Annotated in this window: 21 protein-coding genes; 3 read left to right on the top strand and 18 right to left on the bottom strand. The window is 59.6% G+C overall.

Going from position 1 to position 22,487, the window contains the following annotated elements; all coding sequences use genetic code 11:
• Positions 1-3: 3 nt before the first annotated feature.
• The 7 genes from QE435_RS13100 to leuC all read right to left on the bottom strand — a co-directional run bounded on the left by QE435_RS13100 (position 4) and on the right by leuC (position 7,937).
• The gene (locus QE435_RS13100; RefSeq protein WP_349041637.1) at positions 4-987 is read right to left on the bottom strand and encodes a GGDEF domain-containing protein; all 984 of its coding nucleotides are present in this window, start codon (positions 985-987) and stop codon (positions 4-6) included.
• 295 nt (positions 988-1,282) lie between these two features.
• Positions 1,283-1,879: a DUF2585 domain-containing protein gene (locus QE435_RS13105; protein ID WP_349041638.1), complete on the bottom strand. Its 597-nt coding sequence runs from the start codon at positions 1,877-1,879 to the stop codon at positions 1,283-1,285.
• The gene (locus QE435_RS13110) at positions 1,876-2,526 is read right to left on the bottom strand and encodes a septation protein A (protein ID WP_349041639.1); all 651 of its coding nucleotides are present in this window, start codon (positions 2,524-2,526) and stop codon (positions 1,876-1,878) included. Before QE435_RS13110 ends, QE435_RS13105 begins: the two co-directional genes overlap by 4 nt.
• 2 nt (positions 2,527-2,528) lie before the next feature.
• On the bottom strand, positions 2,529-3,977 hold the full coding sequence (gene ftsY / locus QE435_RS13115) for a signal recognition particle-docking protein FtsY (protein WP_349041640.1): 1,449 nt from the start codon (positions 3,975-3,977) through the stop codon (positions 2,529-2,531).
• Between the two features lie 20 nt (positions 3,978-3,997).
• The gene (mtaB, locus tag QE435_RS13120) at positions 3,998-5,272 is read right to left on the bottom strand and encodes a tRNA (N(6)-L-threonylcarbamoyladenosine(37)-C(2))-methylthiotransferase MtaB (RefSeq protein WP_349041641.1); all 1,275 of its coding nucleotides are present in this window, start codon (positions 5,270-5,272) and stop codon (positions 3,998-4,000) included.
• Positions 5,269-6,201 (bottom strand): diaminopimelate epimerase, encoded by a 933-nt coding sequence (gene dapF / locus QE435_RS13125; protein WP_349041642.1) that lies wholly within the window; start codon positions 6,199-6,201, stop codon positions 5,269-5,271. Before dapF ends, mtaB begins: the two co-directional genes overlap by 4 nt.
• A gap of 326 nt (positions 6,202-6,527) precedes the next feature.
• Positions 6,528-7,937, bottom strand: a complete 1,410-nt coding sequence (leuC, locus tag QE435_RS13130; protein ID WP_309771936.1) for a 3-isopropylmalate dehydratase large subunit — start codon at positions 7,935-7,937, stop codon at positions 6,528-6,530.
• 543 nt (positions 7,938-8,480) lie between these two features.
• Between leuC and QE435_RS13135 the strand changes: the two genes are divergently transcribed.
• On the top strand, positions 8,481-9,773 hold the full coding sequence (locus QE435_RS13135) for an MFS transporter (protein WP_349041643.1): 1,293 nt from the start codon (positions 8,481-8,483) through the stop codon (positions 9,771-9,773).
• Positions 9,774-9,778: 5 nt separating this feature from the next.
• On the opposite strand, the gene QE435_RS13140 is transcribed toward QE435_RS13135, so the two are convergent.
• From QE435_RS13140 to rplS, 3 genes are all read right to left on the bottom strand, one after another.
• Positions 9,779-10,594, bottom strand: a complete 816-nt coding sequence (locus QE435_RS13140) for an amino acid ABC transporter permease (RefSeq protein WP_349041644.1) — start codon at positions 10,592-10,594, stop codon at positions 9,779-9,781.
• A gap of 36 nt (positions 10,595-10,630) precedes the next feature.
• Entirely contained in the window at positions 10,631-11,425 is a 795-nt protein-coding gene (locus QE435_RS13145; protein ID WP_349041645.1) for a transporter substrate-binding domain-containing protein, read from the bottom strand.
• A 214-nt stretch (positions 11,426-11,639) separates the two neighbouring features.
• Positions 11,640-12,185 carry a 50S ribosomal protein L19 gene (gene rplS, locus QE435_RS13150; RefSeq protein ID WP_296076383.1) on the bottom strand — a complete coding sequence of 182 codons (546 nt, stop codon included), beginning with the start codon at positions 12,183-12,185 and terminating at the stop codon, positions 11,640-11,642.
• Between the two features lie 263 nt (positions 12,186-12,448).
• Here rplS and QE435_RS13155 point away from each other — a divergent pair, with 263 nt between their 5' ends.
• Complete coding sequence (locus QE435_RS13155) at positions 12,449-13,195, top strand: sulfite exporter TauE/SafE family protein (protein ID WP_349041646.1); 747 nt, start codon at positions 12,449-12,451, stop codon at positions 13,193-13,195.
• Here the strand turns inward: QE435_RS13155 and trmD are convergent.
• The 5 genes from trmD to ffh form a co-directional block, all read right to left on the bottom strand.
• On the bottom strand, positions 13,177-13,875 hold the full coding sequence (gene trmD / locus QE435_RS13160; protein ID WP_349041647.1) for a tRNA (guanosine(37)-N1)-methyltransferase TrmD: 699 nt from the start codon (positions 13,873-13,875) through the stop codon (positions 13,177-13,179). The two genes, QE435_RS13155 and trmD, sit on opposite strands and share 19 nt — an antisense overlap.
• A gap of 4 nt (positions 13,876-13,879) precedes the next feature.
• Entirely contained in the window at positions 13,880-14,455 is a 576-nt protein-coding gene (gene rimM, locus QE435_RS13165; protein ID WP_306934583.1) for a ribosome maturation factor RimM, read from the bottom strand.
• A 134-nt stretch (positions 14,456-14,589) separates the two neighbouring features.
• The gene (gene rpsP, locus QE435_RS13170; RefSeq protein ID WP_306934584.1) at positions 14,590-14,967 is read right to left on the bottom strand and encodes a 30S ribosomal protein S16; all 378 of its coding nucleotides are present in this window, start codon (positions 14,965-14,967) and stop codon (positions 14,590-14,592) included.
• 32 nt (positions 14,968-14,999) lie between these two features.
• Positions 15,000-15,317, bottom strand: coding sequence for a chorismate mutase (locus QE435_RS13175; RefSeq protein ID WP_349041648.1), 318 nt, complete (start codon positions 15,315-15,317; stop codon positions 15,000-15,002).
• An 8-nt stretch (positions 15,318-15,325) separates the two neighbouring features.
• Positions 15,326-16,894, bottom strand: coding sequence for a signal recognition particle protein (ffh, locus tag QE435_RS13180; RefSeq protein WP_349041649.1), 1,569 nt, complete (start codon positions 16,892-16,894; stop codon positions 15,326-15,328).
• A gap of 337 nt (positions 16,895-17,231) precedes the next feature.
• Here ffh and QE435_RS13185 point away from each other — a divergent pair, with 337 nt between their 5' ends.
• Positions 17,232-18,305: an MBL fold metallo-hydrolase gene (locus tag QE435_RS13185; protein WP_349041650.1), complete on the top strand. Its 1,074-nt coding sequence runs from the start codon at positions 17,232-17,234 to the stop codon at positions 18,303-18,305.
• Positions 18,306-18,346: 41 nt separating this feature from the next.
• Here QE435_RS13185 and QE435_RS13190 read toward each other — a convergent pair whose 3' ends face one another.
• From QE435_RS13190 to thiP, 3 genes are all read right to left on the bottom strand, one after another.
• Positions 18,347-19,870 (bottom strand): M48 family metalloprotease, encoded by a 1,524-nt coding sequence (locus tag QE435_RS13190; RefSeq protein WP_309771945.1) that lies wholly within the window; start codon positions 19,868-19,870, stop codon positions 18,347-18,349.
• Between the two features lie 263 nt (positions 19,871-20,133).
• Positions 20,134-20,850: an ATP-binding cassette domain-containing protein gene (locus QE435_RS13195; RefSeq protein ID WP_349041651.1), complete on the bottom strand. Its 717-nt coding sequence runs from the start codon at positions 20,848-20,850 to the stop codon at positions 20,134-20,136.
• Complete coding sequence (gene thiP, locus QE435_RS13200; RefSeq protein ID WP_349041652.1) at positions 20,847-22,472, bottom strand: thiamine/thiamine pyrophosphate ABC transporter permease ThiP; 1,626 nt, start codon at positions 22,470-22,472, stop codon at positions 20,847-20,849. The genes QE435_RS13195 and thiP overlap by 4 nt, the downstream gene beginning before the upstream one ends.
• Between the last annotated feature and the right edge of the window lie 15 nt (positions 22,473-22,487).

The raw sequence follows: 22,487 nt of genomic DNA on the forward strand, positions 1-22,487 counted from the left end.
ACCTCAGCTCGAAACGACCTTGAGGCTGGTCGCAGGCGTGGCACCCAGAACCGCGATTCCTTCTTGCATCACCTGATTGCGGCCCGCTTCCTTCGCCCTGTAGAGAAAGCCGTCCGCCCGCGAGATCGCGTCATGAATGGAGTGGTCGCCAAGCGCGATGGCGGACACGCCGAAGCTGCTGGTGATGTTGACCGGCAACGGCCCTGCCGACCAGTTGCGAGCAGCAAAGGCACTGCGCGCCATATTGGCCAGTATCGCAAGCTGCGAGGCCGGGAGATCTGGCACATAGGCGACGAATTCCTCCCCGCCAAAGCGCGCAATCTTGGCACTGGCAGGCAGCGTTTCCTTCAGAAGTGACGCAAGCGCACTGATCACCCGATCCCCGGTTGCATGGCCGAAGCGATCATTGACCGACTTGAAGTGATCGATATCACAGATCAGCACCGCGCCCGCCGGTGGCGGCGTCAACCGGAAGTCCGGGGCGGAAAGATCGAAACCCCGCCGATTGAGAAGCCCGGTGAGCGGATCGTGGTCCGCGTCCAGCCTGTGCTGCTCGATGACCCCGGCGATCGCACTACCGAGCACCGAGAGCGCCATGAGGAAGCCGCAGATGCTGGCGGTAAATTGCGCCAGATAGGAATAGTCCGAGGCAAAATATGCGCCCACGCTCTCCGGCGAAGCGCCGCTCGTGAACGATAAGAATATGCCAACCCGTGTCACCGTCTCCGCAACCACCAGCGAGACAGCGACCAGCAAAAGCTTGTCCATCAGGTTTCGCGTCTTGCGGCGAACGAGGAAAATGGATGGAGCCAGAAGGAGAGCAAGCCCCATATCGGATGTCGCAAGCTCGTTTCTGAGGTTTGGTTGAACCAGGATGAAGAAGCAGACGACAAGATAGGCCACTATGGCAGCACCGAGCCGCACCCTCACATAGGTTGGCGCTCCGAACTGGACGAGAAGAGCGTGGCCAAAGGACAAAGACGGCAAGGAAGAGGAAATCGGCCAGCAGCGCCCCGAAAAGATCAAACCCCTCCGGCAGAACCATCGGCAAAGCAAAACCGGCAGCACCCAGGATGTAACCAAGCCCCCAATAGCGCCCGGGGCGAAAGCCTATGGCCTGCAAGCCGAGGAAGACCACGCCGAAAGTGAACATGATGAAAGGCAGCAGATAGGCAAAATTATCCTGCAAGACGTCGGCCTTCGCGCATGGGAAGAGAGAGGCCTTTAGCTCTAACGGAGCTTTCTTAATAAAGCCCCCGCCTTCACGCAGAATCTTGGCCGATCAGGCGCCAGGAAGCGCGTTTTGCCATTCCTTGACGGCATCCACCGGCCAGACCAGCATCAGCACATTCAAGGTCAGATTGTCACGGATCAGCCAGCCGGTGAAGATCTCGAAGAAGATCGCAATCAGGATCGTCAGCCACACTGGCACACGGGCGGCGAAGAAGAAGCCGACGATCATGAACACCGTGTCCATCGCGGAATTCAAAATGCTGTCACCGCTATAGCCGAGCGCCATGGTGGCAGTGCGGTAGCGATCGATGATGATCGGCGAGTTTTCCAGGAGTTCCCAGGCCGCTTCCACCAGAACGGCAAGAGACAGCCGAAACGACAAGGGCTTGCTGCGGAAGAGAAGCCAGGCAAGTCCGTAGAACAGGAAGCCATGGATGATGTGGGACGGCGTGTACCAGTCGGCGATGTGCTGTGAGTTACCGGGCGTGTTCACCCCCGGCTCGAACAGCTTTACATAGCCGCATTCGCAAATCGGAACGCGGCCCATCATGTAGAGAATGACGATCTGCGCGAGCAGTAGCCCGACGGCTACCCAATACCATTTGATTGAAGAGGAGCGGGAGGCCGGCACAACCGTCGTGGTCATTTGTGGTCCTTGTTCAGCGGTTCGACGGAGTGGCGCATGACGAGCGGCATCTGGGCCATGGTGAAGATGATGGTGATCGGCATGGTGCCCCACACCTTGAAGGCAACCCATGTGTCAGTCGAGAAATTCCGCCAGACCACTTCATTCAGCACCGCCAGGAACAGGAAGAAGATGCCCCAGCGCAGCGTCAGCTTGCGCCAGCCCTCATCCGTCAGCTTGAAGGCGGAGTTGAAGACATAGCCGAGCAAGGACTGGCCGAAGAACAGCCCGCCAAGCAGAATGACGCCGAAGAGCGTATTGACGATGGTCGGCTTCATCTTGATGAAGGTATCGTTCTGCAAATAGAGCGTCAGCGCGCCGAAGACGAGAACCACAAGGCCGGAGATCAGCGGCATCATCGGCAGGGTTCTGGTGAGAATCCAGGAGACGGTGAGCGCGAGTGCGGTGGCGATCATGAAGAGGCCCGTGGCAATGAAGATCGGACCACCGAATTCATGCAGAACGGGAAGCTTTTCGGCCAGCCAGTCGCCCTTGGAGTTGGCAAAGAAGAAAACCACAAGCGGCCCAAGTTCCAAAACGAACTTCAGAAGCGGGCTGATTTCCCGCACCATTTTTTCGCTTTCGCGCTGATTGCTTTCCACATCCATACTCAAACTCCCGCAATCGCCTTGGCGAAATCTTCTGCTTCGAACGGCTCCAGATCGTCCACGCCTTCACCCACGCCGATGAAATAGACCGGCAACTTATGCTTGGCAGCGATCGCAACGAGGATACCGCCGCGCGCCGTGCCATCCAACTTTGTCATAATCAGGCCCGAGACACCCGCAACGTTGCGGAAAATCTCAACCTGGTTCATCGCGTTCTGACCCGTCGTCGCATCCAGCGTCTGAAGAACGGTATGCGGCGCCTCCGGATCGAGCTTGGCCAGCACGCGCACGATCTTTTCCAGCTCGGCCATAAGCTCGGTCTTGTTCTGCAGACGGCCCGCCGTATCGATGATCAGCACGTCGCTCTTCTTCGCCCGCGCCTGTTCATAGGCATCATAGGCAAGCCCTGCGGCATCGGCGCCAAGCTTGGTGCCGAGGAAGTCCGATCCGGTGCGATCCGCCCAGATCTTCAACTGCTCGATGGCAGCCGCGCGGAACGTATCGCCAGCCGCCAGCATCACCTTCAGGCCGGAGCCGGAGAGTTTTGCCGCAAGCTTGCCGATGGTGGTGGTCTTGCCAGTACCGTTGACGCCAACCACCAGAATGACATGCGGCTTGTGCGACAGATCGAGTTCCAGCGGCTTGGCGACAGGCAAAAGAACCTTGGTGATCTCGCTTGCCATGATCTTGGCGACATCCTCGCCGCTGACATCCTTGCCGTAGCGCTCCGATGACAGCGCGCCGGTAATGCGCATGGCGGTCTCGACGCCGAGGTCGGACTGGATCAGCAGATCTTCCAGCTCATCCAGCGTGTCTTCATCGAGCTTGCGCTTGGTGAAGAGGGCCGAAATCTGGTTCGTCAGTTGCGAAGAGGTGCGTGCAAGACCGGCGCGCAGGCGCTGAAACCAGGTGAGCTTCACCTCCGGTGCGACCTCGACCGGCTCGACGCGATCCGCAGCGGAGGCGAAGCCTTTTGGAAGGCTGGCCGGAACGGCAGGAGACAATGCGGCGGGCGGAATGCCGCTGGCGGCTTCCGCCTCGTCCAGAATATCATTCAGCGTGTGAGCGTTGAGAGGCGCATCAGCGGAAACAGTATCCTGCGAGATACCATCGACAGCCTCGTCGGCAGCCGCTTCGGCTTCCAGCAGGGAGAGCGGCACCATGCCGATATCGCCGACCAGTTCAGGCCCAGGCAAAAGCGGCGCGTCTTCATCATCCTCATCTTCGACTACCGGCTCAACGTCATCGGAAACAGGCCCTGCGGCGGTTTCCATTTCCACATCGGCAACAGGATCTTCGGCAGGAAGCGTATGGGCTTCTGCCTCGCTCAACGCTTCTTCAAAGGCGCTGCGGTCCTGCTCATGCAAAACGGCCTCTTCGCCTTCGGGCTTATCCGTCTCGGCCTTGTCGTTGCCGAACGAAAAGACTTTTTTGATGAAGCCGAGGGCCATGACTATTCCGTCTCTTGTTTTTAGGCCGCCTGCGCCGCCAGATATTGCATATTCAAGTGCTTACCGTTGTGACCCGTAATGGCAACCCGCGCAAGAGTGCGGGGCGCAAGATCAGGTGCCGCCACCAGGGTAAAGTTATCGGTATGGGCAAAACCATTGTTCTCGACGAGAATCGTCTGCTCGCGTCCAACCATGGCGTCGAGATGCGCAAGGCGAAGCGCCTCTCCACGGGCGCGCAGCTTTGCCGCCCGCTCCTTGACCAAAGCACGATCAAGCTGCGGCATCCTTGCCGCAGGCGTGCCGGGGCGCGGGCTATAGGGGAAGACATGCAGGCTGGAAATGCCGCACGCTTCCGCAAGTGTCGCGGCATTCTCCGCCATCTCTTCCGTCTCGGTCGGAAAGCCGGCGATCATATCCGCACCGAAAGCGATCTCCGGACGCAAAGCGCGCACCTCGCGACAGAACCGAATGGCGTCGTCGCGCAGATGCCGGCGCTTCATCCGCTTCAGGATCATGTCGTCGCCATGCTGCAACGACAGATGCAGATGCGGCATGAAGCGTGGCTCGTCGGCAATCAGGTCCATCAGGTGACGGTCCGCTTCGATGCTGTCGATGGAGGAAAGCCTGAGCCGCAGAATATCCGGCACCTGCTTCAGCAGCGTTTTCGCCAGATAACCGAGGGTTGGTTCACCCGGCAGATCGGCGCCATAGCTAGTAGCATCCACGCCGGTCAGGACGATTTCGCGGTAACCACTTTCCGTCAGCTTGCGCGCCTGATCCACCACTGCACCCATCGGCACTGAACGGGAATTGCCGCGGCCATAGGGGATGATGCAGAAGGTGCAACGGTGATCGCAGCCATTCTGCACCTGAATGAAAGCGCGCACATGCCCATCAATGTGCTTGACCATCTGCGGCGCGGTGGCCTTGACGCTCATGATGTCATTGACGCGCAGCTTCTCTTCCGCCGAGACGCCGAAATCCGGCAGTGCGCGATAGGATGTGCTTTTCAGCTTCTCCTCATTGCCGAGCACGGCATCGACCTCCGGCATGGCGGCAAAGGTCTGCTTTTCCGTCTGGGCAGCGCAACCGGTGACGATGATGCGCGCATGCGGATTGTCGCGACGCGCCCGGCGGATGGCCTGACGTGCCTGGCGAACGGCTTCACCGGTCACAGCACAGGTATTGACCAACACCGCATTGTTGAGCCCCGCCTTTTCGGCTTCGGCCCGCATCACTTCCGATTCATAGGTATTGAGGCGGCAGCCGAAGGTTATAACCTCGACACCGCTCATAAGACGCCCTGCTTCTCGCCAGCCTCTCGAGTCCCCACCTCTTGAGTCCCCAAGTCCCGCGTCCATGCGCCGGTCACGGGATCGACATGCCCGGCCCATTCCCATTCGGCAGGACCGGTCATGATGACGTGGTTATCCTCCCGCCATTCGATGGTCAGCGGAATGCGAACGGGGCTGGACGCCACATCGATCTCCACGCGGCGACCGGTGCGGCCAGTCCGTGCACCTGAGACGGCGGCAGCACAAGCGGCCGATCCGCAGGCAAGCGTCAGACCTGCACCGCGCTCGAAGGTGCGGGTGCGAAGCCGGCTGTCGGAGATGACCTGAGCGAGCGTGATATTGGCCTTTTCCGGAAACATCGGATGGTTTTCCAGCAGCGGCCCGATCCGCTCGAGATCGAATTCCATCGGATCGCGATCCACCCAGAAGATGGCATGCGGGTTGCCCATGGACATGACAGATGGCGAATGCAGCACCGGATCGTCGATGGGCCCGATCTGCAGTTCGATGCGGCTCGTATCGTGAAACTCTTCCGAAAGCGGAATATCGCTCCAGCGGAAACGCGGCAGACCCATATCGACGGAAATCATCCCATCCTCATGCTCGTTGGCCTTCAGGATCCCGGCGACGGTCTGAAAGGTGAAGGCCTTCTTGCCGGTTTCTGACGCCAGCGCCTGCACCACGCAGCGTGTGCCATTGCCACAGGCCTGCGCCTTGGTACCATCGCAATTGAGAATGTCGATATAGGCGTCGGTTCCGGCAAGGCGCGGATCGTGGATCGCCATGATCTGGTCGAAGGCCGTTTCAGCATCGGCGTTCAGCGCGATCGCCGCCTGCGGCGAGACCATGTCTTTGCGGCCGCGCATGTCGACAACCAGGATCTTGTTGCCAAGCCCGTTCATCTTCGCGAATTCGACCGTCTGTGTCATGTGCCTGACCTTGTCCGAGATGGGCGCGCGCAAGCGGCGCCTAATTCGCCTCTATATGGCGGAATTGCGGGGGAATTACCAGTCTGGGTGCGGGAAAACCAAGTGCGATTGGGCGTGGTACCACTCGCTCAGGGGCATGACCAGATGTCAGTTGGTGACCACGAGCCACCCCACCCTCTGCCGCATCCTCGGCCTTGAGCCGAGGATCGACGATTTCGCTCCTCACATGTGCCATCTATCCTCGCCTCAAGGGTGAGGATGACGACGGAGGGCGCGAAGCTGTGTCAGCTCCCAAAGACCTTGGGAGCCTAAGCATCAAGCAGTGCTTACTGCCATTCACGCACGTCGACGAAATGGCCCGCAACGGCCGCTGCCGCCGCCATGGCAGGAGAGACCAGATGTGTGCGGCTCTTGTAGCCCTGACGGCCTTCGAAGTTGCGGTTGGAGGTGGAGGCACAACGCTCACCGGGTGCCAGACGGTCGTCATTCATCGCCAGGCACATGGAGCAGCCCGGCTCGCGCCATTCAAAACCAGCCTCGAGGAAGATCTTGTCCAGGCCTTCCTTCTCCGCCTGTTCCTTGACGAGACCCGAGCCTGGAACGATCATGGCCGAAACGGTCGGTGCGACCTTGCGGCCTTCGACGATCTTGGCGGCAGCGCGCAGATCCTCGATGCGGCCATTGGTGCAGGAGCCGATAAAGACACGATCGATAGCAATATCGGTCATCTTGGTTCCGGGCTTGAGGCCCATATAGTCGAGCGCACGCCACTTGGAATTGCGCTTGTTCTCGTCGGCAATATCGTCCGGGTTCGGCACGATACCCTGCACCGAAACCACGTCTTCCGGAGACGAACCCCAGGAAACGATCGGCGGCAGGTTGGCGGCATCCAGAATGACAACCTTGTCGTAATGGGCACCCTCATCCGACTTCAACGTCTTCCAATAGGCAATGGCCTGTTCCAGCGTCTCGCCCTTCGGCGCACGCGGCTTGTCCTTGATGTAATCGAAGGTCGTCTCGTCCGGTGCGATCAAGCCAGCGCGCGCGCCGCCTTCGATCGTCATGTTGCAGACGGTCATGCGACCTTCCATCGACAGCGAACGGATCGCCTCACCGGCAAATTCGATGACGTGGCCCGTGCCGCCAGCCGTGCCGATCTCACCGATGATGGCGAGAATGATGTCCTTTGCCGTAACACCGTCCGGAATCTTGCCATCCACACGCACCAGCATGTTCTTGGCCTTTTTCTGGATCAGCGTCTGGGTTGCCAGCACGTGTTCGACTTCGGAGGTGCCGATACCATGCGCCAAGGCGCCGAAAGCGCCATGGGTGGAGGTGTGGCTATCCCCGCAAACGATCGTCATGCCCGGCAGGGTGAAGCCCTGCTCCGGTCCGACGATATGAACGATGCCCTGACGCTTGTCGCGCTCGGAATAATATTCGAGGCCGAACTCCTTGGCGTTCTGCGCCAGCGCTTCCACCTGAATGCGGCTCTCTTCGTTCTTGATGCCTTCCAGACGGTCGGCGGTCGTGGGAACGTTATGGTCGACGACGGCGAGCGTGCGGGTGGGCGAGTGAACCGGACGACCGGCCATGCGCAGGCCTTCGAAGGCCTGCGGCGATGTCACTTCATGGACCAGGTGACGGTCGATATAGAGAAGACAGGTTCCATCGGGATCGCGGTTGACGACGTGATCATCCCAGATTTTATCATACAGAGTACGCGGTGCGCTCATGGCTTTATCCATTCGAATGTCAAAAAGGAAATTGGGGGATGTGGAGTAAAGGCCGACAGCCTTTTCAGGCCATCAGGCGAACGTAAGTCGGCCGTTGAACGCGCCGGAAACACGCGCGAAAAATCGTGCCGGCAGACGCTTGTGATCCTGCAGCACGAAAATGTTTGGCGCGAGACATCCGAATTTCGATCCCATGCGTCTCTCATAGCAGATCGGCTTTTCAACAGCAACATGGCGCTTTGCGATTGAAAACCGCCCGGCCCGTATTTAAGGAATCTCTCTTGTGCAACGCAAAAAAATGCCGGGCGTTGTGGGCGGGATAAAAGTCTCGTGTGAAACGTTAGAGGACGTCGCGCAAAAGTGGTCACCGGTTTTGCGATAACGACATGCGGCAAAAGAAGGACCTAAAGCGTGACGAGCGAATCCGAAGGATCGCGACGCGTTTTAGGACGGCACCGAAACCGCTTTCTCACGATGCCGTGAGAGCCGGTCTCGTCAAATCGGGCGGCGCCTCGGCGTGCTGCCGACAGGGAGGGGTACATCTTGGTATCTGAAAAAGCACTTATCTCAAAAATCACATGGCGACTGATGCCGTTTCTTGGGCTTCTCTATCTCATCGCCTATATCGACCGTCAGAATGTCAGCTTCGCTAAACTGCAAATGGTCGGCGATCTGGGTCTCAGCGAATATGCCTATGGCCTTGGCGCGTCGCTGTTCTTCATCGGCTATTTCATCTTCGAAGTGCCGAGCAACCTGTTGCTCAATCGCTTCGGCGCCAGGCTCTGGTTTGCCCGCATCATCATTTCCTGGGGCCTTGTGACCATTGCGCTCGCCTATACGAGCAGCCCCACGATGTTCTATATCCTGCGCTTCCTTCTCGGCGTCTGCGAGGCTGGCTTCTTCCCCGGCGTCCTCTATCTCCTGACCCTCTGGTTCCCGCGCGATTATCGCGGCCGCATGGTCGGTCTGTTCATGATCTTCTCCGCGCTCGCCAATGCCGTTGGCGCACCGCTTGGCGGCATGTTGCTCGATCTGGACGGGCTATGGGGCTATGCAGGCTGGGAGTGGGTCTTCCTTGCCACTGGCATTCCGGCCGTGATTGCGGGTATCGTCACCATCTTCTATCTCGACGACAAGCCGGAAACGGCTGCATTCCTGTCGCAGGACGAGAAGGACTGGCTGAACAAGCGCATCGCTTCGGAGAACTCCGGCATGGACGAACATGCAGAGGACGGTTTCCGCGCGCTGATCAATCCGCGCGTCCTCTTCATGTCGCTCTGCTATGTCGGCTTTCCGCTGGCCGCCTATGGTCTGAGCTACTGGCTGCCGACCATCGTCAAAAGCTTCGGCGTGTCGAACACCGCAAATGGCTTCATCAATATCATCCCTTGGCTGATCGTTGCCGTTGCCCTCTATCTGGTGCCATCAGCTGCCGATCGCTCCGAGAAGAAGATCACCTATATCGTCGTGCCTGCCTTCGTTGGCGCCTTCTGCCTGCTGATGTCTGCTCTGATGACATCGCCTGTCGCGCAGTTCGCCTTCCTCTGCATCGCAGCCGCTGGCATCTTTGCCGGACAGCCGGTGTTCTGGAGCCTTCCCGGTCGCTTCCTAAAGGGTGCAGGTGCAGCCGCAGGTCTCGCCGCGATCAACTCGGTCGGCAATCTCGGCGGTTTCGTCGCCCAGAACGTCGTTCCCTGGATCCGCGATGAGACGGGAAGCACCATCGCCCCGATGTTCTTCCTCTCGGCCTGCCTCGCGATTGCCGGTGTGCTCGTGATCATCGCCGGACGCATGATCGCCAGGCAGATCACCTCGCAGCCGAATTTGAAGGCCTGAGGCCCTCAACGCCCCTGCTTGCGGCGCATCCCTTTTTCGATGCGCCGCAGGATCAGCGACAGCCCAAGCGTCAGGATCAGATAGACGTAAGCGACGATGGAATAGGTCTCGAAGAAGCGGAAGGAGCCTGCCGCATAGACCTTGCCGAGCTGCGTGATATCCGCGACACCCAGCACCGAGACCAGCGAGCTATCCTTCACCATCGAAACGAAATCATTGGAGAGCGGCGGAAAGATCGTGCGCACCGCCTGCGGAAAGACAACCAGACGAAAGCGCTGATAGCGGCTGAGCCCGAGCGCCTTTGCCGCCTCGATCTGCCCTTGATCGACAGCCTCGATACCAGCACGAAAGATTTCGGCGAGAAATGCCCCGTAGCATAGCATCAGCGCCAGGACCGCCCTCCACATCAGCGAGAAGTCGCGCACGATGACCAGCTCGACCCAACCCGCAGCAATCAACGGCGTCATCAGCCAATTGACGAAATCAATCAGCAACGGCGCGCCAGCAAAGGCGATGTAGAACAGCACGACAAGGATCGGAATGCCGCGCATGGTTTCGATATAGAAACGCGCAACCTGCCGCAGCACAATGGTATCGGCCATGCCGAGAAGGGCAATCAGCAGGCCCCAGAGGCAGGCAAGAAAGAAGGCCACCAGCGTGACGAAGATCGTCATGCCGATGCCATTGATCACCGTGGTGAAGACCTGCGCATAGATGCCATTGACGGCAATCACTACGGCAAGAATGGTGCCGATACCGACCAGCGCCACCAGCCACCAGGGAAAATCATCCGCTGCATGTTTGGATTGCGGACGGTTCACGCCGGAACGCTCCAAGGCGATGACATGCGCATTCGCTTATTCGCCAAGCTTGTAGTCCAGGAACCACTTCTTATCGAGCGCGGCAAAGGTGCCATCGGCCTTCAAGGCAGCAATCGCAGCATTGACGGGTGCCACGAGATCGGAGCCCTTCTTGAAGATGAAGCCGAAATCGTCGCCACCGAGCGGCCCACCGATCAGCTTCAACGTGCCATTCGACGAATCGACATAGCCCTTGCCCGCAACGCCGTCGGTCAAAACCAGATCGACATCGCCGGTGCGCAGCGCCTGCACGGTGGCGCCAAAGGTCTCCATCAGCTTGACGCGCGGGTTCTGCTCATTGCCATCCAGGATATCGTAGATAGCCGTATAGAAGGGCGTTGTGCCAGCCTGCGCGCCGATCAAGCCCTTATCGAAAGCCGCAAAGCTCTTGGCGTCGGTAAAGCGCGTCTCGTCTGCGCGCACCAGCATGAACATTTCCGAGCGCATGTAGGGATCGGAGAAATCCACCTTCTCCTTGCGATCCTCCTTGATGCTGATGCCGGTCATGCCGATGTCGTACTGCCCGGCAGAAACCGCCGGGATCATCGCATCCCAGGATGCGTTCTGATACTCGACCTTCGCATTCAGCCGCTTGGCGATCTCGTTCATCGCGTCATATTCCCAACCGATCGGCTTGCCCGTCTTCGGGTCGACGAATTGCAGCGGCGGATAGGCATTCTCCGTCACCACGACGATCTCGCGACCCTTCAGATCCGGCAGACCGGCCGCCGATGCGAGGACTGGTGATAATAGCGTGGCGGCGATGGCGATGAAAAACGAGCGTCTGAACAATGGCGGTCTCCTGAAAAGAAGGTCAGAAACTGACACGCTTTAAAGCCGCCGCGCAAGAGACATGCGTTTCAAGAAAGCGGGGTTTGTTAGAATGCCACCAAGTCTCTTGACCGCACGTCGCCATAGAACGCCGGGTGGCGCGCGACGCAGCAAAACCCGACAACAAAAAAGGCGGCCCGAAGACCGCCTTTTCGATAATCCCAAAGGGAAAAGCTTATTCAGCTGCACCTTCAGCAGCCTTTGCTGCTGCAGCTTCTTCAGCTGCCTTGGCTTCAGCGGCTTCTGCTGCTGCCTTTTCGGCGGCCAGAGCCTGTGCTGCTGCAACCTTTTCAGCTTCGATACGTGCCTTTTCGTCGGCAGCAGCCTGACGCTCGGCATCGTTGAGCTTGCGAGCGCGAACGCCGGTGTCTTCAACGATACGAGCGGACTTGCCGCGACGGTCGCGCAGGTAGTAGAGCTTCGCGCGGCGAACCTTACCACGGCGAACGATCTCAACGCCTTCAACCAGCGGAGAGTAAACCGGGAATACGCGCTCTACGCCTTCGCCGTAGGAGATCTTGCGAACGGTGAAGTTCTCGTTAAGACCGCCGCCGGAGCGAGCGATAACGACGCCTTCGTAAGCCTGTACGCGGGTACGGTTACCTTCGGTAACGCGCACGTTGACGCGAACGGTGTCGCCAGGAGAAAATTCAGGAAGCTTGCGCTTCGCTTCGATCTTGGCGGCCTGTTCGGCTTCCAGCTGTGCAATAATGTTGGTCATGTTAACCTCTGAGTTCTTCTGAAACAGCCAGAGCGCTCAACGAGATCATTCCTTGGATCCTGTCCTTGGAATTATGCCTTGCGGCAGGAGCGGGTTCGCCATTCTTTGCTTGCGGTTAATGGGCATAAGCCCAATTCCACGCGGGCCAATACAGCAAGATGGCCGCTTTGTCATCCCTTTCATGACAATATTTTGTCGGCCGCCACCTGATTGTAGGAAATGGCAACTGCTTATATGGGAGATGGAACGCTCGGGGAGGGGCCATGTCCATTGCTATCATTCTACTGTTGTTCGTCAGCGGCTTCCTGTCCGGCGCCGTCAATGCCATTGCAGGTGGCGGCACCTTCCTGACCTTCGGCGCCATGACGGTGGCGGGTATCGCACCGATCTCGGCCAATGCCACCTCCTCCATCGTCCAGTTTCCAGGCTACGTTACGTCGGTGATCGCCTACTGGCCGGAAATCCGTGCCCATTGGAGGGGTGCCGTCCTGCTCGCGGTCCTCTCCATCCTCGGTTCAACCGGTGGCGCACTGCTGTTGCTGTCGCTCGACAACCCCTCCTTCCGCCAGTTAGTGCCGTGGCTGTTGCTTGCCGCAACCGCGCTCTTTGCCGCCGGTCCCTGGCTTCGTCCGCGCTCGAGTGAAGAGCATCCGAAAAGCAATGTCGCGAGCCTGATCGGCCAGTTCTTCACCTCGATCTATGGCGGATTCTTCGGTGCCGGCATGGGTATCATGATGCTCGCAGTGCTCGGCCTGACCGCAGGCGGAACCTATCATCATCTGAACGCGCTGAAGAACCTGCTGGCGGTTGTCATTGCGGCCGTTGCCATCGTTGTCTTCGTCGGCGGTGGTGTTGTCGCCTGGCACGCGGCGCTGATCATGATCCCCGCCTCTGCGCTCGGCGGCTATGGTGGCGTCTATCTTGCCCGCCGCGTTCCACAATGGATCATCCGAGCATTGGTGATCACGGTCGGGCTATTGCTGACGAGCTACTACTTCTTCACCGCTTGAGTTTCGGCCAGCAAATCCGGGCGGCGCTCTCTCGTCAGGGCCAGCGCCTGCTCATGCCGCCACGTGTCGATCAGCTTGTGATTGCCCGACGTCAAAACGGCGGGAATATCCCGGCCTTCCCAGACCTGCGGCCTTGTGTAGTGCGGATGCTCGAGCAGTCCGCCTTCGAAACTTTCATGCACACCGGACAGATCGTTGCCCATCACGCCCGGCAGAATGCGCACCACCGCATCGAGAAGCGTCAGCGCTGCGGGCTCACCGCCCGAAAGAATATAGTCGCCGATGCAGACCTCTTCGAGGCCACGCGCGTCGATCACCCGCTGGTCCACGCCCTCGAAGCGACCACAGACAATGATGACGCCCTCGCCCGCCGCAAGCTCGCGCACACGCTCCTGCGTCAGCGGCTTGCCACGCGGGCTCATCAACAGACGTGGACGGACATCACCCTCCGACACTGCGTCAATCGCCGCTGCCAACACATCGGGTTTGAGCACCATGCCAGCACCGCCTCCTGCTGGGGTGTCATCGACACTGCGATGCTTATCGGTGGCAAAATCGCGGATCTGCACCGGCTCCATCTGCCATTGGCCGCGCTCCAGCGCCTTGCCCGCCAGAGAATAGGACAGATGCCCCGGAAACATTTCCGGGTAGAGCGTCAGCACGGTTGCCTTGAAGCTCATCGGCTTACTTCTTGCCCTTGCCGAAGATCGGATGATCGGGATCGTCCTTGCCGTCTTCCGGATTGTCGATCAGCCCGGCGGCAAAGGGATCGATCAGGATCTTTCCGCCCTCCAGATCGATTTCGAGAACGGCAGCCTCGGTAAAGGGGATAAGCGCCGGACGACGTCCCGCACCCTTCAACTCAAGCAGATCGCCTGCGCCAAAATCATAGACGGCACTCACAGAACCGTAGCTCTTGCCCTCGGCGTCCACCACGTCGAGGCCTTCGAGATCGGTGTAGAAGAACTCGTCCTCGTCCAGATCTTCGTCAGGCAGGTTGTCGCGATCGACGAAGAGCTCAAGCCCGTTCAACGCTTCAGCGGCGTTGCGGTCATTGATACCGCGAAAGCGCACGATGACGACATTCTTGCCTTGGCGCACTTCGAGAATTTCAAACACGCGCCCATCGGCGGCAACCAGATTGCCGTAATCACCAAGCGCCAGGGGATCGTCGGTATAGGAGCTGACCCGCACTTCGCCGCGCAAGCCCTGGGCTGCGCCGATCTTGGCCATGAGAATGGGGTTTTCCAGCTTTGCCATTGAACCGTCCGTTGTCGCGTTGTGCGCGTATCGTTTTAGTACCTGGCTGATCTACCGCCAAGTCCATGGGAATTAAACATGAAAACGGGTGGCGCGGAAACCGTGCCACCCGTTTCTATCAGGATAAACCAGACTTATTCTGCAGCAGCGGCTTCAGCGGCAGCAGCAGCGGCGTCTTCAGCCTTCTGCTTCTTCTCGGCAACGCGCTCGAGAGCCTTCTTGCCTGGCTTTGCCTTTTCAGGGTTGTTGCGCGCGTCGCGCGTTGCAATGCCGGCTTCTGCGAGGAAGCGCAGAACGCGGTCGGTCGGCTGTGCACCCTTTGCGATCCATTCCTTGACGAGGTCGCCGTTGATCTGGATGCGATCAGCGTTGTCCTTCGGCAGCATCGGGTTCCAGGAACCGACCTTCTCGAGGAAGCGGCCGTCGCGCGGGCTGCGGGCGTCAGCAACAACGATCTGGTAGTACGGGCGCTTCTTGGAACCACCGCGTGCGAGACGAATTTTCAGTGCCATGTGAGTTCTCCTTATAATGGCTTGCCCGCCGGTCAGGCGGTCTTTTCTGTGCCGTTGTGTTCAGCGGCAATGGCTTCATGATGCCGGATGACTTCCTTGATGATGAAGTTCAGGAACTTCTCGGCGAAATCCGGATCCAGATTGGCGTCCTTGGCCAGGCGGCGCAGGCGTTCGATCTGGTATTCTTCGCGCGCCGGGTCCGCCGGCGGCAAATCGTGGGTGGCCTTCAACACGCCCACCGCCTTGGTACAGCGGAAGCGTTCGGCCAGCATGTGCACCAGAGCGGCATCGACATTGTCGATGGACTGGCGGTATTCAGCGAGTTTCTGTTTGACGTCTGTCGTGGTCACGGGTGGCCTCACTTCTTCTTGCCAAAACCGGGAAGACCCGGAAGACCGCCGAGACCCGGCAGCTTGCCACCACCGAGGCCAGGCAATCCGCCCGGCAACCCACCAAGACCCGGAGGCAGAGCACCCGGCTTGCCAAGACCTGCGGCTTCCGCCTGCTTCTGCAGCGCTTCAAGCTGCTTGGGGTCCATATTGGCGAGATCGGGCATGCCGCCCATGCCACCGAGACCCATCTTGCCAGCAAGACCGCCCATCATCTGCGTCATGATGCCGCCCTTGCCCTTGCCGCCCATGGCTTTCATCATGTCGGCCATGCCGCGATGCATCTTCAAGAGCTTATTGATTTCGGCAGCATCCGTGCCGGAACCGGCAGCGATGCGCTTCTTGCGGCTGTGTTTGAGAATATCCGGGTTGGCGCGCTCAGCCTTGGTCATCGACGAGATGATCGCCAGCTGACGGTCGAACATCTTGTCGTTCAAACCGGCGGACGCCATCTTGTCCTTCATGCCGGCCATGCCGGGCATCAGACCCATGATGCCGCCCATGCCGCCCATCTTCTGCATCTGGCGCAGCTGATCGGCCAGATCGTTGAGGTCGAACTTGCCCTTGGCCATCTTCTCGGCCATGGCGCGGGCTTTTTCCGCATCGATATTCTCTGCAGCCTTTTCGACCAGCGAGACGATATCGCCCATGCCGAGAATGCGGTCTGCGATACGGCGTGGATGAAACTCATCCAGTTCGTTCATCCGCTCGCCGGTACCAATCAGCTTGATCGGCTTGCCGGTGACGGCACGCATGGAAAGCGCTGCGCCGCCACGACCATCGCCATCCATACGGGTCAGCACAAGGCCGGTAATGCCGACACGTTCATCGAAATTGCGCGCCAGATTGACGGCATCCTGACCGGTCAGGCTGTCGGCAACCAGCAGGATTTCGTGCGGATTGGCCTTTTTCTTGATGTCGGCCATTTCCAGCATCAACGGCTCGTCGATGTGGGTACGACCGGCGGTATCGAGGATCACGACATCATGGCCGCCAAGCTTGGCCGCCTGGACGGCGCGCGAGGCGATATCGGTCGGCGACTGGCCGGCAACGATCGGCAGCGTATCGATGCCGGTCTGCACGCCAAGCTGGCGCAGCTGCTCCTGGGCGGCGGGGCGGCGCGTGTCGAGAGATGCCATCAGCACCTTCTTCTTCTCGCGATCCGTCAGACGCTTGGCAATCTTGCCGGTGGTGGTCGTCTTACCCGAACCCTGCAGACCCACCATCATGATGACGACGGGTGCCGGCGCATGCAGATCGACCGAAACACCTTCCGAGCCCAGCATTTCAACAAGCTCGTCATGGACGATCTTGACGACCATCTGGCCGGGCTTGATGGACTTCAGGACAGAAGCGCCAACCGCCTTTTCGCGCACCTTTTCGGTGAAGGTACGAACGACTTCCAGCGCCACGTCCGCTTCCAGAAGCGCACGGCGAACCTCACGCAGCGCTGCGGAAACATCGGCTTCCGAAAGCGAGCCACGGCCGGTCAGTCCATTCAAAATGGAGCCAAGGCGGTCCTGGAGGTTTTCAAACATCTGTTCTTCCTTCTTCGTTTCGGTTTCCCGAAACGTCGGTGCTTTTGCTGGCAAAAACAAGACGCCCGGAAATGGGCAAAGCCAAAAAGCACCCGAGGGCGCGTCGCGCTGTCGGGTGTTGACCTCCGGGATCTCTTTATACCTTGACGGGTCCCGGTCGGTGGCTTGGAGTCTTGAAACTGCCAGCTGATCGGGCGGGATAAACAGGAAATGCGCGCCAAAGTCAAGGCAAGTCCGGTGTTTTGGCGAAAACGCCTTCAAACGGACGACATTGTAGACGCTTCTTCGACGAGTATGGCGCTTGTCGTTTATCTATCCTCTTCCTATAGCTTACATCATGAACCGTCGAAACTTCTTTCGCCTCTCCGCCATTGCTGGCCTGCTGCTCGGCAGCGGCGGCATTTTTGCCAGCCGCTCCTACGCCAGCGCTTATTACAACGGCCCCGCCTCCGATCATTTCGACGGCGTGAGATTCTTCAATCCCAACGGCGAACAGCCGAATGGTTTTGGCGACCTGATGAAATGGCGCTTCAACGGCCACAGAGCTGAGTGGCCGGAGAACTATCCAAGCCCCTATCCGACAGCCAAGCCAGAGGCCCGCGTCGAGGGCAATGATCTACGCGTCACCTTTGTTGGCCACGCCTCCTTCCTCATCCAGACGGCAGGGTTGAATATTCTGATCGATCCGGTCTGGTCGGAGCGCACAAGTCCGTTCAGCTTTATCGGGCCAAAGCGCGTCAACCCGCCCGGCATCCGCTTCGAGGACCTGCCGCCGATCGATCTCGTTCTGGTCACGCATAATCACTACGACCATCTTGATCTCGAAACGCTGCACAGGCTGCATGTCGAGCACAAGCCGCATTTCGTCACGCCGCTCGGCAATGACGCGATCATCCGCACCAAGGTGCAGGCGGCGAAGATTTCGGTCGGAGACTGGGGCGATGCGATTGCCGTCAGCCCCGACATCAAAGTCCATTTCGAACCCTGCCACCACTGGTCGGCACGCGGGTTGAACGACAGGCGCATGGCGCTCTGGGCCGCCTTCGTCATCGAGACGCCCGGCGGCAAGATCTACCATATCGGCGATACCGGCTTTCACAGCGGGCTGAACTACCACGCCGCCGCCAAGAAGCATGGCAGTTTCCGCCTCGCCAACCTGCCCTTCGGCGCCTACGAGCCGCGCTGGTTCATGAAGGGCCAGCATCAAAATCCGGCAGAAGCGGTGGAAGGCATGAAGATCTGCAACGCGGCTTACGCCTGCGGCCACCATTGGGGCACGGTGCAATTGACCGATGAGGCGATCGACGCGCCCATAATCGCGCTCGAAGCGGCGTTGAAAAACCAGAGTGTGACCAAAGACAGGTTCCGCCCGATGCGCCCGGGCGAAGTGTTCGACGTTCCCTCCGTCTGACGCAGGCGGGTAACTGAGAACGCTTCCCGACGAGACTTCACTTACTCTGAAATGATCTTGACCCGCTGACCCGGCTCGACCGAGGCCGTGGTGCTCAGCGCATTCAGCACGCGAAACAGTTCCAGCTTGCGATCCGTACCCATCATCCGCGCGGCAAGCGAGGCAACGGTTTCGCCGGGCTTGACGGTAACGACACGAACGCGAAGCGGCTTCAGCGCGGAAATTTCGGCAGGCGTCATCTTGCGGAAGCTGGAGCGCAGCAAGTTCGCAACCGTTTCCAACTGCGCGCTGCCTTTCGGCACAGCGGTGAGGAAACGGAATATCTGGTCGCCGACGCGAATGACGGTGACGTCGAAATCCCACTTGTCGGCGCTGGCGCGCGCCGTTGCCGCAGGCAGGCCGTTCACCTGAATTTCCCGCACCGTATCCGGTATCAAGCCGGCCACCCAGCCACTCGTCAGATAGTTGGGCAGGCTGGTCTGCTTGGGATCGGCCACGCCATCGAAGCGGATCGCCATATCGCCAGGGCCGGTTGCGAGAACCGCTTCCACCTTGTTGTCGATCTGGAAGCCTTCCGGCACATCGAAGCGAATGCCGAGATTGCCGTGCAGGAACGTATTGCCGCGGACATAGCCCTCCTGCGGGCTATCGCCATAAAGCAGGCCGTCGATGCCGGTGAGGAACCAGTCGCGGCCCTTGTCGCCCACCTGGCCTTCCTGGCCGAAGGCGCGGGCATGGCGCTTGGCAAGCTCGATGCGCTGCGGCGTATTGGGGTGGCTCGACAGGAAGTCGAGGCTCTGGTCGCTATCGGGATCGGCCGAGGTGAAGCGCGCATAGGCCGCCATGGAATCGAGGAAGCGCGGCGAAGCGTAAGGATCATAACCCGCCTCCCCCAGCATCCGCACGCCGATCACGTCCGCCTGCAATTCCTGCTGGCGCGAGAAGGCCGCAAGCCGAAGCTTGCCGCGTGCGAGCGCCTGCTTGCCGGCAAGATCGCTGGACAGCACCTCCGCCACGACGCGGCTGGCAATGACTTCCGCCTCTTCGCGGCGCTGGCGCTCGATGCCGTGATTGGCAGTCACGTGGCCCATCTCGTGCGACAGCACGGCGGCCACTTCAGAAGCGTCATTGGCAAGCGCAAGCAGGCCACGTGTGACATAGAGATAGCCGCCCGGCAGCGCGAAAGCGTTGATGGCTGGGGAGTTCAGAATGGTGATGCGATAGGATTGCTGCGGATTTTCCGACACCGCCGTCAGCGCCCCGGTGATGCGGGCCACCAGACGCTCGGTCTTCTCGTCGTGATATTCGCCGCCATAGCTTGCAACGATGCGCGGATGCTCACGCGCCCCCATCTGCGCGCGCGGATCGTTCTTCTGCACCTCTTCCACGGTCTGCGGGTTGTCGGAAGGCTTCAGCGTCGACTGATAGGCGGGACTGAACAGCGACTGGCATGAGGACAGCAACAATGCTGCGGCACCGAGAGCTACGATGCCCCGCCGCGATCCCGACCGTCTTTCCTCATTGTGACCGGAGCGGCCATTTACGGCCTTCACACGCGTCATCATACCGCCAGTCCGCTCCAAACGTTCCTGATCATCCGTTATATGCAGACCAGAATATCAGCTTAAACCCCACAGGCACCAGAATGCCTGAACATCCAAAACGATCCCAAAAACGATCTATGCTGCGGAAAGACCCTGACAAAAGACGTTCTCTATATATGTCTCAAATAGTTGAGCCTAATTGGCAAGTGCAAAAAATACGCACCTTCACTGTCTATTTGCAGGATTGACATTGCGCCGCGTCCAAATTGTGGCACGGCAACGCACTACTTCTGGAGGAAGGCGCCGACCTCGGGAATGTCTGTGGCGGAAAAGAAGGCCTCCGTCGTTCCCTGAAACAGGATCTTGCCATCCGACAGAAACACCACGGCATCGGCAAGACGGCGAATATCGTCCGGGTGATGGGTCACGAGAAGGACCGTGTTGCCGTTTTCCGATTGCAGGTCTTTCAACAGCCCCGCCATGCCGGCACGCAAGCCCGGATCGAGTGCTGCAAAGGGTTCGTCCAACAACATGACGGCCCGTTGGCGAACAAGTGCCCGCGCCAGCGCCGCACGCTGACGTTCGCCGCCGGACATGCTGGATGGCAGCCGCTTTTCAAAACCCGCAAGCCCCACGCGTTCCAGCGCTGACGCAATCTTGGCCTTGTCTTCGCTGGTCAAACGGAGCGATGGACTGATGCCGAGACCGATATTGGTGGCGATATCGAGATGGGCGAAGAGGTTGTTATCCTGAAAGATCAGCGAGATCGGGCGTTCGGCCGGATCGCGTCCACTGACATCCTCAAGCCCAATCAGCACGCGACCGCTCGCCGGCTTTTCAAAGCCCGCTACAAGGTTGAGAAGCGTCGACTTGCCCGACCCGGAAGGACCGACGACCGCCGTCACCTTCGCTTCCTCGAAGGACGTATCAAGGAAGAACGCCTGCTGTCCAAGCTGCAGCGATACCTGTTCCAGCGTGACGTTTACTCGATCGCTTTTCATGCTGCTATTTTCGCTCTCTCGGATTGGCGCGACACGCCGCCTGCCGCGAGGATGAGGCAAATAACGCCAAGGATGAAGGCATAACCCGCTGCATCATTGGTGCGGTAGCTGCCCATATTGCTATAGACCAGCCACGGCAAGGTGACGAAGCTTTCGGACCCGAAGAGAGCGACGGCCCCGAGATCACCGAGCGACAGCGCCATGGCGAAGGAAAAGGCCATGGCGAAGGTCCGCCACAGGACCGGGAGATCGATCAGGCGAAAGCGGGAAAAACCGCTAAGCCCTAGGCTGGCAACTAGTCTGCCGGTTCTCGCCTGATGTGTGGTGAATGCAGGTTCCAGAACACGCATGGCAAAGGGCAAGGCCACCAGCATGTTGATGAGCGCCACGAGAAATGGCGCGAAGACGGACACATCGCCGAAAGAACGCAACAGCAGGAACCAGCCACTGCCAAGCACCACGGGTGGCACCAGAAGCACCATCGAAGCGCCGCCACCCAGCATCGCCGAAAGAACCCTCGCGCCCCGCCCCGGCTCGCGGCGATCTGCAATCGCCTGGCGCGCCCGAATAAGCGCCACGGAAATAAGGACCGAGAGCGATGCCGAGAGAAGGGCAATCGACAGGCTGGTGATCGCCGCGCGTCGAAACACCTCGGCGCTCAAAAGACGCCCCAGATCGGCAGTCAGCCCGGAGACTGCGACCGCTATCAGCGGCGACCCGACCAGCAGCATCGCAAGAACAATGACAAGCCCATCCCAAAGACGCGCCAACGGGCGAGCGGCATCGAAACGACGAACCGTCTGGCTCTGCGTCTGACCCTCCGCTTCCGCACCCGGCAGAAACGAGAGCAGCACGAGAAGCAGGCCGGTCATCGCAATCTGCATTAGCGAGAGTGCTATGGCACGTGGCGGATCGAAATCGAAGCGCAGCGCCTGATAGATCGCCACTTCGATCGTGGTCGCAGCCGGACCGCCGCCGAGCAGCAGGACGAGCGTGAAGCTCGTGGCGCAGAGCATGAAGATCAGGCCCGCCACACCCGGCACCAGCCGCCGTACCACCGGCCATTCGATGAAGCGGAACGTGGAGAGGGAATTCATGCCGAGCACGGCACTCATGCGCCAATATTCGTCGGGCATTCTTTCCAGCCCCGCCAGGAAGAAACGCACGGCAAGCGGCAGGTTGAAGAAGACATGGGCAATGAGAATGCCGGAAAGGCCGTAAATGCTGAAAGGCTGTTCCACCCCGGCAGAGAGGAGTGCCGTATTGAGAAGCCCCTGCCTGCCCCAGATGGCGATCAGCCCGAGAGCACCAACGATCACCGGCAGACCCATGGGCACCGCCATCAGCCGGATGATCCAGATACGGCCGGGAAAATCTCTCTGTCTAGCGAGCGCCAAGGCGACCGGTAGACCGAGCGCGACCGAAAGAACGGTGGAGAGCGTCGCCTGCCATAGCGTGAAGCGAAGAATGCGCAGCGTGTAGGTATCGAAGAGGGCGCCCGACGCCGCCTGTGTATCGAAGGACAGAAGCGCTGCGACCGCAAGCCCGATGAAGAGCAACACGGCGGTGAAAGCCGCCGTGCCACTGATCAGGAACCATCTTCTGTCGCTGCGCGCAATCACGGGCGGGGTCCGCGT

It is taken from the genome of Agrobacterium sp. SORGH_AS 787 (genome assembly GCF_030819035.1).
GTDB classification, from domain to species: domain Bacteria; phylum Pseudomonadota; class Alphaproteobacteria; order Rhizobiales; family Rhizobiaceae; genus Agrobacterium; species Agrobacterium larrymoorei_B.

What these genes read in the sequence shown, in the direction of transcription:
- QE435_RS13105 (WP_349041638.1), bottom strand. Translation starts at nt 1,879, where the DNA reads ATGACCACGACGGTTGTGCCGGCCTCCCGCTCCTCTTCAATCAAATGG.
- QE435_RS13110 (WP_349041639.1), bottom strand. Translation starts at nt 2,526, where the DNA reads ATGGATGTGGAAAGCAATCAGCGCGAAAGCGAAAAAATGGTGCGGGAA.
- ftsY (WP_349041640.1), bottom strand. Translation starts at nt 3,977, where the DNA reads ATGGCCCTCGGCTTCATCAAAAAAGTCTTTTCGTTCGGCAACGACAAG.
- mtaB (WP_349041641.1), bottom strand. Translation starts at nt 5,272, where the DNA reads ATGAGCGGTGTCGAGGTTATAACCTTCGGCTGCCGCCTCAATACCTAT.
- dapF (WP_349041642.1), bottom strand. Translation starts at nt 6,201, where the DNA reads ATGACACAGACGGTCGAATTCGCGAAGATGAACGGGCTTGGCAACAAG.
- leuC (WP_309771936.1), bottom strand. Translation starts at nt 7,937, where the DNA reads ATGAGCGCACCGCGTACTCTGTATGATAAAATCTGGGATGATCACGTC.
- rplS (WP_296076383.1), bottom strand. Translation starts at nt 12,185, where the DNA reads ATGACCAACATTATTGCACAGCTGGAAGCCGAACAGGCCGCCAAGATC.
- QE435_RS13155 (WP_349041646.1), top strand. Translation starts at nt 12,449, where the DNA reads ATGTCCATTGCTATCATTCTACTGTTGTTCGTCAGCGGCTTCCTGTCC.
- trmD (WP_349041647.1), bottom strand. Translation starts at nt 13,875, where the DNA reads ATGAGCTTCAAGGCAACCGTGCTGACGCTCTACCCGGAAATGTTTCCG.
- rimM (WP_306934583.1), bottom strand. Translation starts at nt 14,455, where the DNA reads ATGGCAAAGCTGGAAAACCCCATTCTCATGGCCAAGATCGGCGCAGCC.
- rpsP (WP_306934584.1), bottom strand. Translation starts at nt 14,967, where the DNA reads ATGGCACTGAAAATTCGTCTCGCACGCGGTGGTTCCAAGAAGCGCCCG.
- ffh (WP_349041649.1), bottom strand. Translation starts at nt 16,894, where the DNA reads ATGTTTGAAAACCTCCAGGACCGCCTTGGCTCCATTTTGAATGGACTG.
- QE435_RS13185 (WP_349041650.1), top strand. Translation starts at nt 17,232, where the DNA reads ATGAACCGTCGAAACTTCTTTCGCCTCTCCGCCATTGCTGGCCTGCTG.
- QE435_RS13190 (WP_309771945.1), bottom strand. Translation starts at nt 19,870, where the DNA reads ATGATGACGCGTGTGAAGGCCGTAAATGGCCGCTCCGGTCACAATGAG.
- QE435_RS13195 (WP_349041651.1), bottom strand. Translation starts at nt 20,850, where the DNA reads ATGAAAAGCGATCGAGTAAACGTCACGCTGGAACAGGTATCGCTGCAG.